Genomic DNA, 16,929 nt, shown 5'->3' on the forward strand with positions numbered 1-16,929 from the left:
GGGATAAAAACGCGAAACCCCCGATTTCTCGGGGGTCTGTAAGCTGGCAGTAATCGCCTTACATCCAATAAGGTGGGATTCCGTAGTAATCATAAACACGCCGGCCGTTGTCGTGGTACCAGCTGTCGTCATCATCCGAATAGCTTGGAGCGTTTTCGATCTGATCTTTTGTCAAATCGATACGATAGCCATCCAGCTGCGTATCATAGGACAGTTTCTCCCAAGGCAGGGGATAATGGTCGGTTCCAATTCCCATGAAGCCGCCGAAGCTCAGGACCGCATAGGCAACACGACCATCACGCTTGCCGATGATGAGCCGTTCGACCGAGCCGATGTGCTTGCCATCGACGCCATAGACCTTGGTGCCTTCCACCCGGTCGCTGGCGATCAGAGACGGTGTTTCTTTGACGTTTGGATCATTGTTCATCGCGTTGACGTTTTCGTTCAGCATGGTGCATCTCCTTTTCATACGAGTGCCATACATTCCGAACGTTAATCGATGCGCGGGGTTCCCTGACGATAGAAACACCTCGATATTTTTCCCGTGATATCCCCGCGATCTGTCATCATCGGAAACAGGACGACATGCAAAGTTGAAACGGAGAAGTACATTGACGTTTACGTCAAAGTTACTTTATAAATTTGCTGGGTTGTAGCACCTTGGGAGAGGTGCTTTGCCTTAGGGAGAAATGCGGACACAGTCCGCAGATGCAGAGCAGATTAGTAGGCAGGAGGAGCAACCTATGAGCATCTCATCAACGCACGAGAAGATGTCGGCTGATAAGCCATGGTTGACAAGCTACCCGGATGTCATTCCAGCCGAAATGTCGCCGCTGCCCTTCAACTCCCTTGCCGAGCTGTTGGAAGATGCCTGCGCGCGCCATCCTCAACGAATTGCCTTTTCCAGCATGGGGCGCACTCTGACCTATCGCGAGCTTGATGAAGATACGCGCGACATCGCCGCATTTTTGCAAGGACTGGGTTTATCGAAAGGCGACCGCGTCGCCGTCATGATGCCGAACATCCTACAAAATCCCATAGCTGTATGCGGTATCTTGCGTGCAGGGCTGACAGTGGTGAATGTCAATCCACTTTACACGCCACGCGAACTCGAACATCAGCTTCGCGACGCCGGAGCAAAGGCCATTTTCGTGCTGGAGAATTTCGCTCACACCTTGGAGCAGGTGCTCACGAGAACGGAAGTACGGCATGTCGTCGTTTCATCCCTTGGAGAGCTGATGGGCGCCAAGGGCCTGATCGTGAACCTCATTGTTCGCAAGGTGAAAAAGCTGGTTCCCGCCTGGTCTATCCCCAATCACATTCTCTTCAAGGAGGCTCTGAAAAGGGGGCGGCAACGCGGCTTCAAGCAGGTTAAAGTCGAGCCTTCGGATATCGCATTCCTTCAATACACGGGCGGAACGACCGGCATTGCCAAAGGCGCTGTATTGACGCACCATAATCTCCTGAGCAACACGCAGCAGGTTCTGCTGTGGCTGAGATCTGCCTTTCTGGAGCGAAAACAGCCGGACGTACTCAATTTTCTTTGTGCCCTGCCCCTTTACCACATCTTTGCTTTGACAGCGAACGCACTGGTGGGAATTGCGCTCGGCGGTCACAATATTCTAATTGCCAATCCGCGTGATATTCCCGCTCTGGTCAAGGAATTCGAAAAGTCGAAGATCCATGTTTTCCCGGGCCTCAACACCCTCTTCAATGCATTGCTGAACAACGAGACCTTTCGAAAGCTCGATTTTTCCTCGCTGTATCTGGCGCTCGGCGGCGGTATGGCGGTTCAAAAACCGATTGCCGATCGTTGGCGGGAGGTCACCGGTTCGAATATTACGGAAGGCTATGGCCTTTCCGAAACATCTCCGGTCGCCACTGCCAACCGCTTCGACGCAAAGGAGTTCTCCGGCTGCATCGGCCTTCCTCTGCCTTCGACCGACATCGATATTCGCGATGACGATGGCCGCTCCCTTCCGCTTGGGCAGGTAGGCGAGATCTGCATCCGCGGCCCGCAGGTTATGGCTGGCTATTGGAATAAACCTGCGGAGACAGCTCGCGTGATGACCGAAGACGGGTTTTTCCGCAGCGGCGATATGGGCTTCATGGACGAGCGCGGATACACCAAAATCGTTGATCGCAAGAAGGACATGATCCTGGTTTCCGGCTTTAACGTCTATCCTAACGAAATCGAGGAAGTCGCCGTCAGCCATCCCGGCATCAGTGAAGCCGCTGCGATTGGGGTGAGCGACGTTCATTCCGGTGAAGCCGTTAAACTGTTCGTGGTTCGCAAAGATCCCGCCTTGACCGAAGCCGAGGTCAAGGCGCATTGCGCCCAGCTCCTGACGAATTACAAACGTCCGCGCTATGTCGAATTTCGCGACGAATTGCCAAAATCGGCAGTCGGAAAGATACTGCGTAAGGAATTGAGAAACGGCTGATCATCAAGAGCGGATGTCGGCGCCTGAGGAAGATTGTTTTTCCATGACAAAGGCTGGCCGAACTTGATTTGCGCCCTAGAAACCGAATAGTTCTTTTACCAGCTGACGGCGCTTTCGCGGGAAGAGCCGTGACTGTTGATTCATCTTGTTCTGACGCAACCTGGGCCGGAGCGGCCCCGATTGCCCTAAGGGAGCTTATCATGAAAGCCATTGTCGACGATCTGAAGCGTACGGCAGCCGCAACAAAGGCAACCGACATTCGCGCAGCCTTCGCACAAGATCCTGAGCGCTTTTCTCGCTTCTCCGTGTCGTTCGACGATCTCGTCATGGATTTTTCGAAGACCGCGGTCAACGACACGATTTTGTCGCTTCTTGTAAAACTTGCCGAGACTGGCGGCGTCGAGGCAAAGCGCGATGAAATGTTCTCCGGCAAGGCGATCAATTTCACCGAGAACCGCGCCGTTCTTCACACCGCGCTGCGCAATCGCTCCAACACGCCGGTCTACGTCGATGGCAAGGATGTCATGCCTGATGTCAACGCCGTGCTGACAGCGATGGGCAAGTTTGCCGATGGCGTTCGCTCCGGCACCTTGAAAGGCGCAACCGGCAAGGCAATTACCGACGTCGTCAATATCGGCATTGGCGGTTCGGACCTCGGCCCCGTGATGGCGACGCTCGCTCTGGCGCCATATCACGATGGACCCCGCGCCCATTTCGTTTCAAATATCGATCCCGCCCATATTGCCGACATTCTGAAGCTGGTAAAACCGGAGACGACGCTTTTCATCGTGGCGTCCAAGACGTTTACGACCGTCGAAACCATGACGAATGCGCAGACGGCACGCCGCTTCATCGCCGATGCTTTGGGCGAAGCCGCCGTCCAGCACCATTTCGCGGCGGTGTCGACAGCGCTCGACAAAGTCGCCGCCTTCGGCATCGATAGTGAGCGGGTTTTTGGTTTTTGGGACTGGGTCGGCGGTCGCTACTCGATCTGGTCGGCGATCGGCCTGCCGTTGATGCTGGCGATCGGACCCGAGAATTTTGGCAAGTTTCTCGATGGCGCACATGCCATGGACAACCACTTCCGCACGGCGCCAATCACCAAGAACCTGCCGATGCTCCTCGGACTGATCGGTTATTACCACCGAAACGTCCTCGGTTATGCAACCCGCGCTATTTTGCCCTACGATCAAAGGCTGTCACGTTTCCCTGCCTACCTCCAACAGCTCGACATGGAATCGAACGGAAAGGGCGTCACGATTGATGGCACGCCGGTTGAAGGCGATTCCGGTCCTGTTGCCTGGGGCGAGCCAGGTACCAATGGCCAGCATGCCTTTTATCAGCTCATCCACCAGGGAACGAGCATTATCCCTGCTGAATTCATGATTGCGGCAAACGGTTTCGAACCGGAACTGCGTCGTCAGCACGAGCTTTTGATGTCCAATTGCCTTGCGCAGTCGGAAGCGCTGATGAGGGGCCGTACTTTCGAGGAGGCGAAGGCGCAGCTGACCTCGAAAGGCATGGACGACAAGAAAGCAGATTTCATTGCGCCACATCGCGTCTTCACCGGAAACCGTCCGTCGATCACCTTCGTTTACGATCAACTGACGCCATTTGCGCTTGGTCGCTTGATCGCGCTCTACGAACACCGCGTTTTCACCGAAGGCGTGCTCTTCCGCATCAACTCGTTCGATCAATGGGGCGTTGAGCTCGGCAAGGAGTTGGCGACCGGCCTGCTTCCGATCGTCGAAGGCAAGGAAAGTGCAGAAGGTCACGACTCCTCGACACAGGGTCTCGTGAACATCTTGCTGAAGACAAAGAAGTCCTGACAAAAAAGCCGAACCGGTCGCACGGTTCGGCTTCAACGTTCTGTCTGCGGGCGCGTTAGGCGCTGAGCCCGATCTCATGAGCCCAAGGCGGATTTGCACCGGCGCGCGAGACCGTTACGGCCGCCGATTTTGCGCCCAACTCCAAAGCCTTGCGAACCTGCACCTCTGACAAATTGGCAACCTGCGCCTTTGTCAGAAGGTTCTGGAGCTTCAGCGAAGCCAGCACGCCGGCATCGAATGTATCGCCTGCACCCACCGTGTCGACAACTTCGACCCGCTCGCTGGGAACCGTTACCTTCAGATTTTCGGTAAACCCGGTCGCTCCTTCGGCGCCGCGCGTGACAACCACAAGTTTTGCCCCATGGTGGAGCCAATGGCGCGCCAATGTTTCCTCATCGCCCTCCAAGCCAAACCAGGCCAAATCCTCGTCCGAGAACTTCACGATGTCGGCCATGGCCGCCATGCGGCGGATACGAGCCAAGTGGGACGCTTTGTCTTTGATAAAGCCCGGTCTGATGTTCGGATCGAGCGAAATGACGCGCTTGGTATATTCACGCTGCATCAGACTTTCATAGGTGGATCCGCAAGGTTCCGGGATCAGGCTGATCGCGCCGAAATGCAGCGCTTCGCACTCATCGCCGAGTTTTGGCAGGTCGGCCTCGGTGATCATCCGACCGGCGGTGTTCTCGTCATAGAAAGCATACGTGGCATGACCATCGACAAGCTTGACGAAGGCAATGGTCGTCGGGCGCGACAGCGTTGCGCAGTAACTGAAGTCTACCTTGCTGTCGCGCAGTGTTTCCCGCAGCACATCGCCCATCATATCATCGGACAAGCCAGTGAAGAATGCAGACGGTACACCAAGCCGTCCAAGGGCAATCGCCGTATTGAAAATCGCGCCACCAGCATAAGGCGCAAAGCCTTTTTCGCCCCGCGTGGTCTCACGCGGCAGCATGTCGATCAAAGCTTCGCCACAGCACAAAATCATTCAAACCTCCACCCGTTGGTTGGGAGCTGCTTCCTGATATCCGGATTAGATCATTCGCCTGCAAAAGCAAGCTATAGGCCTGAACGGATATGGCATTTGGGCATTACATAGACGGCAGATGCCATCTTGTTTGCCTGCGCCCCGGCTCAGATTTTATCCCAACTGGGATACGCCGCCATGTTTGCCGGACCACTCCAGCGGAGCATTGAGGAAGGCCTCGACGCTGGAAAGCGTTTCATCGTCAAAAAGACGCTCCGAGCGCGCCACCGACAAGACGTAACGCCACGTCGAAATATAATGCAGCTTTACTTTCCCATCGGCAAAGCGCAGCGCGCCGTCCTCAAAAATATCATAGTAAAAGAGTGCCATGCCATGATCGACTGTCGCGCCTGCCGCCCGGATCGCATCGATGAACTTGAACATGCTTCCGCCGGCGGTCGTCAGATCCTCGATCACCAGGACCCGTGCACTTTCCTTGAGTTCGCCCTCGATTTGCGCATTCTTGCCATGTCCCTTCGGTTGCTTGCGCACGTAGATCATCGGCAGGCTCAGGCGATCGGCCAAGAGAGCGGCAAAGGGAATGCCTGCCGTTTCGCCGCCCGCAATACAGTCAAAGCGCTCGAAGCCTGCTTCGCGCAGCAGTGTGCTCGCGGCAAAGTCCATGATGGTGGAGCGGATCTTCGGATAGGATAAAAGCTTTCGGCAATCGATATAGACCGGGCTCGCCATCCCCGAAGCCAGCTTGTAGGGATGCGCCGCATTGAAGTGAACGGCCTTGATCTCCCAGAGCATTTTCGCAAATAGCTCGGCCATCATCTCGCGGTCGGGAAACGTCGTCTGGATCATCGCTCTCTCCTCACGCGCCCTTTCGCCCCATGGACGCAGGCAGGACGCTTAATCTCAACCCCTGCATCACGCTGTCCATAGCGCGATGCCAGAGGCTTTGACAGTGCCCATAACAAGAAGATTTACGAGACGCCAGACAAAGTCCGGTATTGCCTTGCTAGGATGCAGACCGGGCACCATGGCCGTCGACGGCCTGCAAGTGGCTTGACGTCATGACGCGATTACGGCCCGCACGTTTGGCAGCATAAAGAGCCTGATCGGCGGCAGAAAGCGCAATCTCAAAGTCTTTCGCGGCCGCGAGACCGGCTGCAATGCCAACGCTCACCGTGCATTTCAGGCTATTGCCGTCGACCTCAATTTCTCTGAGCTCGATGGATTGGCGGATGGATTCTGCAACGACTTCGGCGCGCCCCGGCATCATTCCATGGAGAACGAGAGCAAACTCTTCGCCACCCAACCTTGCGGCCGCATCGCCTTGGCGACAATGCTTCTGCAGTTTTCTGGCAAATATCCGAAGAACCTCGTCACCGCTGGCATGACCAAAGGTATCGTTGATCGCCTTGAAGTGGTCGATATCGAAAATCAGCACAGCAGTCTTGGGTGACATCCGCTTGTTGCCATAAAGGTCGAACAGCGCGCGCCTGTTGAGGAGACCGGTCAGCGGATCGGTCATGGCTTCCACCCGGTGACGCGCGGCCAATCTCCACTGATGCAACGCGAGCGAAAGCGCGCCAATCCCTGTCATTGAGGCAATACAGATCGCTAAGTTCAGGTCTTCGGCCCAGTTTAACGGTGCACGGCCGAGAACAAGATTGCCATCCCAAATGAGATGAGCGGCGCAAAGAGCAAAGGAGAAAGAGGTGAGCGTGTAGAGCGCGGCGATGCCAAGAATGGGCGTAGGCGCTTCTTTGCGAGCGATCCAATACTCCCGCGCGGTTGCCAATAGATACGCCGAGGTCAGTATGTTCATCGCGATGAAAGCCAAGCCATCCAGGCCTGCCATCATCGGCACGATGCAGAGAACCAAACCAGGTATCGCAGAGAAAATGGCGCGAGACACGCTCAACTTGTCTGTCCGGAAATGCCGTCCCGCTTCCCAGACAATGGCAAATCCCAGCTGGAAGGTTGCAAGCGCAAACACGCCTGTCAGCTTGGAAGGATGAACGAAGTAAGTGCCATAAATGAAAATGCCCGCGATGACGACGACCAGACCGCAGGTGCAGGTCAGAAGAAACGTGTCAGAGCGGCGGGCAAACCAACTTCCTGCCAAGGTTATTGCTAAGCAGGTTGCCGACACGCCTAGGGCCAGCAACAACGAACCGTAATCAAGCATCATGCTTTATTTATGCGACAACTGTCGCACCCCTCTTTTGGGTGACGCTATAATAGGACAGATGAAAAACGTCTTAAGAAGAAAGTGTTAATTGCTCCTAGTTTCCTTTTGGTGAGAATAGCCCCAGTCAAGCCAATTTCTTAAATACTACTTTATTGCGACATCCCAATAAAGAGAAAACATTGGGTTGAATACAGTAACTGGACCATCACCTGTTTCGATCTTTTCTGGAAAGGAAAGTGGTTGGTCGCGTCGAACAAGGCTTACACGATCCTCGTTCGGGGGCAGATTATACCAGGCAGGACCATTGAGAGACGTAAATGCTTCAAGTTTATCTAGAGCGCCCTCATCCTCAAACACATGCGCCAGGCAACTGAGGGTATTGATGGACGTGTAAATGCCAGCGCAGCCACAGCTGCATTCCTTGGCCGGATCGACATGCGGAGCAGAATCCGTTCCGAGAAAAAACCGCGGATCGCCCGATGTTGCCGCCGCACGAAGCGCCAGACGATGATGTTCACGCTTGGCGACTGGCAGACAATAGTAATGTGGCTTTATGCCGCCGACGAGAATTGCGTTTCGGTTAATGATCAAGTGATGGGTTGTGATTGAACCGGCGAGGTTTGATTGGGCACTGCGAATGTAGTCAACCCCCTCTTTGGTCGTCACATGCTCCATCGTTATCTTCAGCTCGGGCAATCGGCGCCGCAGCGGCTCCAGCACGGTTTCGATAAAAACGGCTTCTCGGTCGAAAATATCGACTTCGGGATGGGTGACCTCACCGTGAACGCAAAGAGGTAAGCCAATCTTCGCCATGCGTTCTAGGACCGGCATCGCCTTTTCGATGTCACGCACGCCGCCATGAGAGTTTGTCGTCGCGCCGGCCGGATAAAGCTTCACGGCGTGGATCAGGCCACTCTTCTTTCCGGCTTCAACATCATCGGGCTGCGTGTGCTCCGTCAGATAAAGCGTCATCAGCGGTTCAAAGCGATCATCGTCGGGCACCGCTTTGACGATACGCTCCCGGTAAGCCTTTGCATCTGCGGTGGTCACGACGGGCGGAACGAGATTGGGCATGATGATCGCCCGAGCAAAGTGGCGGCTCGTATCTGCGATCACCCCTTCCAGCATTGCGCCGTCGCGCAGGTGGAGATGCCAATCGTCAGGACGGCGAATGGTAATGGATTGCATGGACGAACCTCCGGCAGATGCACAAGGCCCACCGGCATGTCACAATCCTGTGGGCGACAGTGAGATATCGGGCTGCAAAGCGCACCCTCTCCCTGTTTCGGTTTGGATAGCATCGTTCCCATGGGAAAGACAGGTCTGATCGCACTTGGAGCGTCTGACAGTATGCCAGCGTCAAGTTCTGACGATCAAGCCGCGCCGAGATAACCTCAGACGCGACACCAACTAGTCCATGGCAACATCGAGCAGAAGGTCAGGCTCACTGCTGTTTTGGAGGATGAATCTGCCATTGGGCAAATCGTTTCCTTCCACCTTTGCCCGTGCCTCATCTTCTGAAAGACGATAGCCGCGCCAGCGATCCCATAAGCGCTCTTCTAAAACCTCTTCCGGCGGAGAAAGAAGAACCGTGAAGTCGAACAAATCGCGCAGCTCAGTCCACTTTCCGAGTTTCAGAAGGAGATAAAGACCCTCAACGATGATGAATTTGTCTTTGGGATCGATCGGCCGCGCCGATGCGATGGCAATTTCCCGCGATCGGTCGAAGACCGGAACAAGAACTTCCTGATCGGCAGGCTTCACGGCCTTGATGATGTCGATGAAGCCTCGCACATCGAAGGTTTCCGGGATGCCTTTGCGAGCCAGCAGACCGCGCTCGATCAAAATGGCGTTGTCCATATGAAAGCCGTCCATGGGCAAGACGGCAGCCGTTTGCCCCTTCTCGGTCAACGCATCCTTCAAGAGATCGGCCAGGGTCGACTTTCCAGCGCCCGGCGGCCCCGCAATTCCGACAAGGAATCGCGAGGAAGTTCCAGCGCGTTCGACCAGTTGATCAGCCAAGTCCCGAACACGGAAACTCATGCGGCAACCGTATCTTCCGGTGCTGGCTTGGCGCCGGTCATGAAAGCCACCGCGTCGGACATGGAGTAATCCTTCGGGCGTATCACTGTCAGGCGCTTGCCGAGACGATGAATATGAATTCTATCGGCAACTTCGAAGACATGCGGCATATTGTGCGAAATCAGAACAATCGGAATACCGCGGCTGCGCACATCGAGTATGAGTTCCAGCACGCGGCGGCTTTCCTTGACGCCGAGCGCAGCCGTTGGCTCATCGAGAATGATGACTTTCGATCCGAACGCGGCGGCGCGCGCGACCGCCACGCCCTGCCGCTGTCCGCCCGACAATGTTTCGACGGCCTGGTTGATGTTCTGGATGGTCATCAATCCGAGCTCGGAGAGCTTGTCGCGCGCAATCTTTTCCATCTTCGGACGATCGAGCGTGCGGAAAACCTTACCGACAAGGCCTTCCTTGCGTATTTCGCGACCGAGGAACATGTTGTCGGCGATCGATAGAGCCGGCGACAAAGCCAGATTCTGGTAAACGGTCTCGATGCCTGCCTTACGCGCTTCCATGGGCGAGGCAAAATGGACGGGCTTACCTTCAAGCTTGATTTCGCCTTCGTCAGGGCGCACGGCACCTGAGATAGCCTTGATCAGAGAAGACTTTCCGGCGCCGTTATCGCCAATAACGGCCAAGATTTCCCCTGGATACAGATCGAAATCGGCGTGATCGATTGCAGTGACGCGGCCATAGCGCTTAACGATGCCGCGTGCTGTCAGAAGCGGTTCAACCATTATCTTCCTGCCTTTCTGATCCACTGGTCGACGGCAACGGCCGCAATGATAAGCACACCGATCAAAAGATAGGTCCACTGCACATCGGTACCGAGCAGCCGCAAGCCTAACTGGAACACGCCGACGATCAACGCGCCGAACATCATACCAAGGATGGAGCCACGGCCACCGAAGAGGGAGATGCCGCCGATTACCACCGCGGTGATGGATTCGATGTTTGCGAACTGGCCGACATTGGGCGAAACCGAGCCGACGCGTCCGATGATCGCCCATCCCGCCAGAGCGCAGATGATGCCCGAGATAACGTAGACCTGGATGAGGATCTTCTTGACGTTGACGCCGGACAATTCGGCAGCCGCTGGATCGTCACCGAGCGCGTAAACATACCGACCCCAAGCCGTATGATTGAGAATATACCAGAGCACCGCAACGAGGATCACGGATGCAATCACGCCATAGGTCAGAACGGCGCCCCCAAGACGTATATTCTGGCCGAAGAAATGAAGAAGCGGTGCAACTGTATCGATATCCTGAGAGCGGATCGTCTCATTCGCGGAGATTAGGTAAGTCGTCGCAAGCACGATTTGCCACATGCCAAGCGTCACGATGAATGGCGGAAGCTTGACGCGCGAAATCAGGAAGCCGTTGATGAAGCCGCACAATGCGCCAACAAGAAAACCAAGTGCTACGGCAACCGCCGGAGGCACGCCATAATGAACGACCGACTGCCCCATGATCACCGATGACAGCACCATGATTGCGCCCACGGACAGGTCAATGCCAGCCGTCATGATCACCATGGATTGAGCTGCACCAATGATGCCGGTGATCGCAACCTGCTGCAAAATGAGCGTCAGCGAAAACAGCGAGAAGAACTTGCTTCCCAGCAGGACGCCGAAGATCGCAATCGACATGACCAACACGATCAGGGATACCGCCGAAGGGCTGGCGTGCAGGAAATTCCGAAATTTTTGGAGAGCGCTTTTCTGCTCTTCGAAGGCTGCAACCTCCTTGGAGCTATCTTTCAGGACTGTTTCGTAATCCTGCGGGGCGGCCGTCGTAGGCTTGCTCATGGTGTATCCTCGCGTGTGCTACGGGCCGGACCGACCGGCTCCTCCTGCAACAGCATTCTTATTTTTTCGAAGACAAGCATGCGGACGGGGATTGCTCCCCGCCCTTAACACTTCAACTCAGAAGAGCATCAGCCCCAGCACTTCTTGAGGCCTTCCTTCGTGTCGATCGACTTCACGCCGGAAACAGGCTTGTCGGTGACCAGCGTTACGCCGGTATCGAAGAAGTTCTTGCCTTCGGTTGGCTTTGGCTTTTCGCCAGTGTCGGCAAACTTCTTGATCGCTTCGATGCCGAGAGCGGCCATCTGCAGCGGATACTGCTGTGAGGTCGCACCGATGACGCCTTCAGCGACGTTCTTGACACCTGGGCAACCGCCGTCGACGGAAACGATCAGGACGTCCTTTTCACGGCCGACAGCCTTGAGCGCTTCGTAAGCGCCAGCTGCAGCCGGCTCGTTGATTGTGTGAACGACGTTGATGGTTGGATCCTTCTGGAGAAGGTTTTCCATAGCCGTACGACCGCCTTCTTCGTTACCGTTGGTAACGTCATGTCCGACGATACGCTTGTCGTCTTCGTCACCGATCTTGTTCGGATCCTTCGGATCGATGCCGAAGCCCATCATGAAGCCCTGGTCACGCAGAACGTCGACCGATGGCTGGGACGGGGTGAGATCGAGGAAGGCAACGCGTGCATCGTTGACCTTGTCGCCGAGCGTTTCCTTGGCCCACTGACCAATCAGCTTACCGGCAAGCAAGTTGTCGGTTGCAAAGGTCATGTCGGCAGCGTCGATCGGCTGCAGAGGCGTGTCGAGTGCGATCACGAGGATGCCGGCGTCGCGCGCCTTCTTGACCTGCGAAACAATACCAGCGGTGTCCGAGGCAGCCAGCAGGATACCCTTTGCGCCGTCAGCGATGCAGGTTTCAATGGCTGCAACCTGGCTTTCGCTATCGCCGTCGATCTTGCCGGCATAGGCCTTCAGGTCAACGCCAAGTTCTTTTGCCTTCGCTGTCGCGCCTTCTTTCATCTTCTGAAAGAACGGATTGGAGTCCGTCTTCGTGATGAGGCAAGCGGTTGGATTGGCGGCAAATGCCGGCGCCGAGAAAGCAACGCCAAGCGCAAGCGCACCAAATGCCAATACGGATTTATTCATGGAACCTCCCTCTACGCCCGGCCTTTCCGGGACCGATAAATGCAGCACAGCCTGGATTACGCTCGCTAGACCAGCCTCCTCCGAGCTGCGTGCCGCCATAACGCAGGCATTAATTCTCGGAATCTTGCCTCTTGTCAATAAATAAATCCGGTTGAATTATTAATCTGTTCTGTCATTCTGCATCATTATTGGGCATGGCCGGAAATAGGGAGGAGTGGCCAATGTCGTCTATGATCAGCCGCGGACTGCTTCCGGCATCGTCAATGATGCTGAGCGCAGGAAGCGGCGCAAACCAGATTGGCGTTAGGGCGCACAACGAACGCCTGGTTCTGTCACTCGTCAGACTGCATGGATCACTGTCGAAAGCCGAAATCGCCCGCCGGACGGGACTTTCGGCACAAACGGTGTCAGTCATCATGCGCGCGCTGGAAAACGAGGGATTGCTGTCGCGAGACGCACCAGTGCGCGGCCGGGTGGGACAGCCTTCCGTGCCCATGCGTCTTAATCCCGATGCAGTCTTGTCCTTCGGCGTGAAGATGGGACGGCGCAGTGCCGACCTCGTTTTGATGGATTTTGTCGGCAATATCCGGAAGCAGGTGCGACAGACCTATCCCTATCCTTTGCCGCAGGATTTGCTGTCTTTCATCACGTCGGGAATACATGCCCTGGAAGACGAGCTCGATGACGCGGAGCGACAGAAGATCGCGGGTATTGGCATTGCGGCGCCCTTCGAGCTTTGGAACTGGGAGGAAGAAGTCGGCTCGCCGAAAGGGACGATGGAGGCTTGGCGAGGCTTTGATCTTCAAGCCGAGGTCGCGGCCCGGGTGCCTCACCCCGTTTTCCTGCAAAATGACGCAACCAGCGCCTGTGGCGCCGAATTGGTATTCGGTGTCGGCACCGCTTATCCAGACTTCGTCTATTTCTTTATCGGCTCCTTCCTCGGCGGCGGGATCGTACTGAATTCCAGCATTTATTCCGGCCGCACCGGAACGGCGGGCGCGATCGGCCCTCTCCCGGTTCGCGGCAGCGACGGCCAAACAAAGCAGTTGCTTGAGATCGCATCGATCTTCGTTCTGGAAAACATGCTGCGGGAGCGTGGGATTGATCCGACGCCCCTTTGGTATTCTGCCGATGAGTGGATCGACTTCGGCGAACCGCTCGAACGCTGGATCCAGGACAGTGCCCGCGCCTTGGCCCAGGCAATCGTCGCGGCAGCTTCCATCATCGATTTTTCCGCTGCCGTCATCGATGGCGGCTTTCCCGGCTGGGTCCGAGATCGTCTCGTTCGCGCCACGAGAGACGAGGCTGAACGACTTGATCTTCAAGGCGTCGTCATGCCCGAAATCATCGGCGGGTCCGTCGGAGCGCATGCGCGTTCAATCGGAGGCGCAAGCCTTCCTATTTTCGCGCGGTATCTCACCGATCATACTGTCTTGTTTAAGGAGATTGAACGTGTTGAAGGGAATTAACCCGATCCTGAGCCCTGACCTGCTGGCGCTGCTCAGGGCCATGGGCCATGGCGATGAACTGGCAATCGTGGACGGGAACTATCCCGGCCTTGAGCATGGCCGACGCCTGATCCGTATGGATGGGCATGCGATTGTTCCGGTTCTCGATGCGATCTTGAGCGTGATGCCGATCGACGACTTTGTTCCCGAAGCAATCTTCCGGGCAACCGTCAAAGGGGAACGCGACAAGCTTGACCCGGTCCATGAAGAGATTATCGCCTGCTGCGCGCGTCATGAACCGTCGCAGAGCGTCGTTCCGCTGATCGGAGAAGCCTTTTACGGGCGCGTGCGCGCCGCACATGCCATCATCCAAACCAGCGAACCGCGCCTCTACGCCAATGTCATTCTGCGAAAGGGCGTCATTTATCCGCAGGCCGCCGAGACCGGCAAGACAGATCCGTTTGTCTACTGAGACAGCGCGGATCTTTCGCCAGCCTCACGTCATGTGAGCGGCCTTAAATTTCGCCGGCCGAGGGTCCCCAGACATCCGTCAGTGCAAAGCCTTCGGCCAGCGGGTCGAAAGGATCCAGCGCCAATTGGCTCATACCGAAGGTAAAGCCGCGGCCAGTAATGGTCGGCACAATGGCAGGTCGCCCGGCGACTTCGGTCAACTCGGCCAGTCCCACCTCAAATTGAGAGCCGATGATTGAGCGCGACAGGAAAATGTCGCCGACCTTTGCCTGTCCGCGTGCGTGGCGCGCGGCAAGATTGGCAGAATTACCCGTTCCGCAGGGAGACCTATCCGCGCGGCCGGGCCACATAGTCGTACAAGTTCGGATCGTCCCGTCGGCTTCCACGCTTCTGAACATCACATAGGCGATGCCGCTGATCGCCGGTATTTCAGGATGAACAACGGTCATGCTTTTATTGATGATCGTCTTCAACACCATGCCGGCTTCGACCAATGCAGCGGCATTGGCGCGGTCGATCGTCAATCCGATCTGCGCCACATCGACGAGCGCATAGAAGATGCCGCCGTAGGAAATATCGGCTTTGATCGTGCCCCAGCGCGGCGTTTCGACAGTGACATCAAGCGCATGAACGAAGGACGGCACCATGGTCAACTGGACTTTCTCACAACGACCGTCACGGCAGGTAGCACGCGCCCGGACAAGACCTGCTGCCGTTTCCAGCGTTACGATCGTTTCCGGTTCCTTCATCTCGACGATGCCGGACTCTAACAAAGCGGTGGTGACGCAGATGGAATTGGACCCCGAACTGGCATGCGCCTGGTCAGGCTGAAGAATGATGAAAGCCGCATCCGCCTCCGGATGGCGCGGCGGCACAAGAAGATTGACCGAACCGATCGGCGCGCCACGGGGCTCAAGGCAGACAAACCGCCGCAACTCGTGCCCCTTCGGGTCCGTATTCAGCCAATGCAGTTGTTCGGCAATGCTCTCGCCTGGAATCTTCGGTACGCCGCCTAGAGCGACTCGGCCGATTTCGCCTTCACAATGAACGTCGAGAAGCTGGATCGTGCGCTTCCATCTCATTCCAGTTTACCTCACATCAGCATTGGCAGCACATAGGCCGCAGGTCGTCAGTAGCGGTCGATACGATAGGGCGCGAGGGAAAGCGACGGCTTTTCTTGCAGGATCATATCAGCAACGAGCCTTGCCGTGGTTGCCGACAAGGTCAAGCCTAGATGTCCGTGACCCGTCGCATACCAGAGGTTTGGAACGCGCGATGACGGTGAAATGATCGGGATCGTATCGGGAAGCGCCGGCCGATGCCCCAACCATTCACTGGTGTCTTCAACCTTCAGACCAGGAAGTACGCGTTGGGCATGACGAACGAGGACACGCGCCCGCCGAAAATCGGGAGCAGCCTGAAGGCCGGCAAGCTCCACATTTCCGCCGACACGAATGCCACCCGCTGTTGGCGTTACCATGAAGGCGCGAGCCGGCCAGATGATCGAATATCGCATCGATATGCCCGGCTTCATGATCTGCGTGTGATAGCCGCGCTCCGTCTCAAGAGGAATTGGCTCGCCGACTGCGCGCGCAATCGCGCCGCTATGAACACCCGCGGCGACCACAACATCATCGAATTGCAGGCGTTCACCGTCTTTCAGGATGATCGTACAGCCTTCCGTGGATTTTCCGACGGTTACCACCTCGCCCGATAAGAACCGCGCACCCGCTGCCTGGCCAGCCTCCACCAAGGTAACCACCAGCTTGTAGGGATCACGAATGGACTTGTTATCCGGCAGCAGCACCGCACCGGCGACATGGGCCGATAGCGCGGGCTCGAGGTCACGGATCTCGTCTTTCTTCAGAACCTGAAAATCAAAGCCATACCGGCGCATCAACTCGATATGAGCGCGGTCTGCTGTGAACTCCTCATCCTTTTCATAAATCGCGAGACAACCCTCCTCCGTCATCAGATCGGAGGCGTTGGCAAAGGCGAGCATGCGGCGCAAATCCTCTAGCGCCGGTCTGGTGAGCGCCATTCCCGCATCTTCGATAGCTCGCAGCTGACTTGGACGGCCGGCCGCAAGGAAACGTAGGAACCAGGGCAAGGTTTTCGGTGCATAGGCCGGACGCAACCAAACCGGTCCCTCCGGATCCATCAGCCAGCGTGGCAGTTTGCGCCAGGTCGAGGGTCCGGAGCCTGCAGCAAAATCGAGCGCAATGCTCGCCATATTGCCAAAAGAGGTGCCTCTTCCTGGTGAAGAGCGGTCGATAAGCGTTACCTGTCGACCACGTTTTTGAAGTTCAAGCGCGCATGCCGCGCCAACAATTCCCGAACCGATAACCGCTACGGTCGATCCTGCACCATCAGTCATTCTTCGTTGCCCATGTAGCGATTCTGATACCGCCAGTTCTGATATATCACATGAGAAACAAGAACCAGCGGAATTTTTGTGCGGAACTTCCCGGTAGGAAGCGAGTAGGCTTCGCGCATGTCGTTCCCCGCATTCACGAAGCGACTCCGC

General features: G+C 56.2%; 15 protein-coding genes. 4 read left to right on the forward strand and 11 right to left on the reverse strand.

The window, feature by feature from the left end; all coding sequences use genetic code 11:
• Positions 1-58: 58 nt before the first annotated feature.
• Entirely contained in the window at positions 59-451 is a 393-nt protein-coding gene (locus VQ830_RS09930; RefSeq protein WP_337267946.1) for a PRC-barrel domain-containing protein, read from the reverse strand.
• Between the two features lie 292 nt (positions 452-743).
• Between VQ830_RS09930 and VQ830_RS09935 the strand changes: the two genes are divergently transcribed.
• On the forward strand, positions 744-2,444 hold the full coding sequence (locus VQ830_RS09935) for a long-chain-fatty-acid--CoA ligase (RefSeq protein ID WP_337267947.1): 1,701 nt from the start codon (positions 744-746) through the stop codon (positions 2,442-2,444).
• Positions 2,445-2,644: 200 nt separating this feature from the next.
• A complete protein-coding gene (pgi, locus tag VQ830_RS09940; RefSeq protein WP_337267948.1) occupies positions 2,645-4,273 on the forward strand; it encodes a glucose-6-phosphate isomerase in 1,629 nt (542 codons plus the stop codon).
• Between the two features lie 55 nt (positions 4,274-4,328).
• Here the strand turns inward: pgi and VQ830_RS09945 are convergent, their stop codons facing one another.
• The 8 genes from VQ830_RS09945 to VQ830_RS09980 form a co-directional block, all read right to left on the reverse strand.
• A complete protein-coding gene (locus VQ830_RS09945) occupies positions 4,329-5,261 on the reverse strand; it encodes a carbohydrate kinase family protein (protein ID WP_337267949.1) in 933 nt (310 codons plus the stop codon).
• Positions 5,262-5,414: 153 nt separating this feature from the next.
• Positions 5,415-6,107 (reverse strand): orotate phosphoribosyltransferase, encoded by a 693-nt coding sequence (locus VQ830_RS09950; protein WP_337267950.1) that lies wholly within the window; start codon positions 6,105-6,107, stop codon positions 5,415-5,417.
• Positions 6,108-6,264: 157 nt separating this feature from the next.
• A complete protein-coding gene (locus VQ830_RS09955) occupies positions 6,265-7,443 on the reverse strand; it encodes a GGDEF domain-containing protein (protein ID WP_337267951.1) in 1,179 nt (392 codons plus the stop codon).
• 144 nt (positions 7,444-7,587) lie between these two features.
• Complete coding sequence (pyrC, locus tag VQ830_RS09960; RefSeq protein WP_337267952.1) at positions 7,588-8,631, reverse strand: dihydroorotase; 1,044 nt, start codon at positions 8,629-8,631, stop codon at positions 7,588-7,590.
• 222 nt (positions 8,632-8,853) lie between these two features.
• Positions 8,854-9,486 carry a nucleoside triphosphate hydrolase gene (locus VQ830_RS09965; protein WP_337267953.1) on the reverse strand — a complete coding sequence of 211 codons (633 nt, stop codon included), beginning with the start codon at positions 9,484-9,486 and terminating at the stop codon, positions 8,854-8,856.
• Positions 9,483-10,265: an ATP-binding cassette domain-containing protein gene (locus tag VQ830_RS09970; RefSeq protein WP_337268160.1), complete on the reverse strand. Its 783-nt coding sequence runs from the start codon at positions 10,263-10,265 to the stop codon at positions 9,483-9,485. Before VQ830_RS09970 ends, VQ830_RS09965 begins: the two co-directional genes overlap by 4 nt.
• Positions 10,262-11,335 (reverse strand): ABC transporter permease, encoded by a 1,074-nt coding sequence (locus VQ830_RS09975; protein WP_337267954.1) that lies wholly within the window; start codon positions 11,333-11,335, stop codon positions 10,262-10,264. Before VQ830_RS09975 ends, VQ830_RS09970 begins: the two co-directional genes overlap by 4 nt.
• A gap of 128 nt (positions 11,336-11,463) precedes the next feature.
• A complete protein-coding gene (locus VQ830_RS09980; protein ID WP_337267955.1) occupies positions 11,464-12,483 on the reverse strand; it encodes a sugar ABC transporter substrate-binding protein in 1,020 nt (339 codons plus the stop codon).
• Positions 12,484-12,713: 230 nt separating this feature from the next.
• On the opposite strand from VQ830_RS09980, the gene VQ830_RS09985 reads away from it, so the two are divergent.
• Together VQ830_RS09985 and VQ830_RS09990 are read left to right on the forward strand one after the other, a co-directional pair.
• The gene (locus VQ830_RS09985) at positions 12,714-13,952 is read left to right on the forward strand and encodes an ROK family transcriptional regulator (RefSeq protein WP_337268161.1); all 1,239 of its coding nucleotides are present in this window, start codon (positions 12,714-12,716) and stop codon (positions 13,950-13,952) included.
• Positions 13,936-14,403, forward strand: a complete 468-nt coding sequence (locus VQ830_RS09990; protein ID WP_337267956.1) for an RbsD/FucU family protein — start codon at positions 13,936-13,938, stop codon at positions 14,401-14,403. Before VQ830_RS09985 ends, VQ830_RS09990 begins: the two co-directional genes overlap by 17 nt.
• A 43-nt stretch (positions 14,404-14,446) precedes the next feature.
• Here the strand turns inward: VQ830_RS09990 and VQ830_RS09995 are convergent, their stop codons facing one another.
• Complete coding sequence (locus tag VQ830_RS09995; protein ID WP_337267957.1) at positions 14,447-15,484, reverse strand: proline racemase family protein; 1,038 nt, start codon at positions 15,482-15,484, stop codon at positions 14,447-14,449.
• Positions 15,485-15,531: 47 nt separating this feature from the next.
• Positions 15,532-16,779, reverse strand: a complete 1,248-nt coding sequence (locus tag VQ830_RS10000; RefSeq protein WP_337267958.1) for an NAD(P)/FAD-dependent oxidoreductase — start codon at positions 16,777-16,779, stop codon at positions 15,532-15,534.
• Between the last annotated feature and the right edge of the window lie 150 nt (positions 16,780-16,929).

Source organism: Oryzifoliimicrobium ureilyticum (assembly GCF_037199735.1).
Classification (GTDB): Bacteria; Pseudomonadota; Alphaproteobacteria; order Rhizobiales; family Rhizobiaceae; genus Rhizobium; species Rhizobium ureilyticus.

Coding starts and splice junctions, on each gene's coding strand:
- VQ830_RS09930 (WP_337267946.1), bottom strand. CDS start 451: ATGCTGAACGAAAACGTCAACGCGATGAACAATGATCCAAACGTCAAA.
- VQ830_RS09935 (WP_337267947.1), top strand. CDS start 744: ATGAGCATCTCATCAACGCACGAGAAGATGTCGGCTGATAAGCCATGG.
- pgi (WP_337267948.1), top strand. CDS start 2,645: ATGAAAGCCATTGTCGACGATCTGAAGCGTACGGCAGCCGCAACAAAG.
- VQ830_RS09945 (WP_337267949.1), bottom strand. CDS start 5,261: ATGATTTTGTGCTGTGGCGAAGCTTTGATCGACATGCTGCCGCGTGAG.
- VQ830_RS09950 (WP_337267950.1), bottom strand. CDS start 6,107: ATGATCCAGACGACGTTTCCCGACCGCGAGATGATGGCCGAGCTATTT.
- VQ830_RS09955 (WP_337267951.1), bottom strand. CDS start 7,443: ATGATGCTTGATTACGGTTCGTTGTTGCTGGCCCTAGGCGTGTCGGCA.
- pyrC (WP_337267952.1), bottom strand. CDS start 8,631: ATGCAATCCATTACCATTCGCCGTCCTGACGATTGGCATCTCCACCTG.
- VQ830_RS09965 (WP_337267953.1), bottom strand. CDS start 9,486: ATGAGTTTCCGTGTTCGGGACTTGGCTGATCAACTGGTCGAACGCGCT.
- VQ830_RS09975 (WP_337267954.1), bottom strand. CDS start 11,335: ATGAGCAAGCCTACGACGGCCGCCCCGCAGGATTACGAAACAGTCCTG.
- VQ830_RS09980 (WP_337267955.1), bottom strand. CDS start 12,483: ATGAATAAATCCGTATTGGCATTTGGTGCGCTTGCGCTTGGCGTTGCT.
- VQ830_RS09985 (WP_337268161.1), top strand. CDS start 12,714: ATGATCAGCCGCGGACTGCTTCCGGCATCGTCAATGATGCTGAGCGCA.
- VQ830_RS09995 (WP_337267957.1), bottom strand. CDS start 15,484: ATGAGATGGAAGCGCACGATCCAGCTTCTCGACGTTCATTGTGAAGGC.
- VQ830_RS10000 (WP_337267958.1), bottom strand. CDS start 16,779: ATGACTGATGGTGCAGGATCGACCGTAGCGGTTATCGGTTCGGGAATT.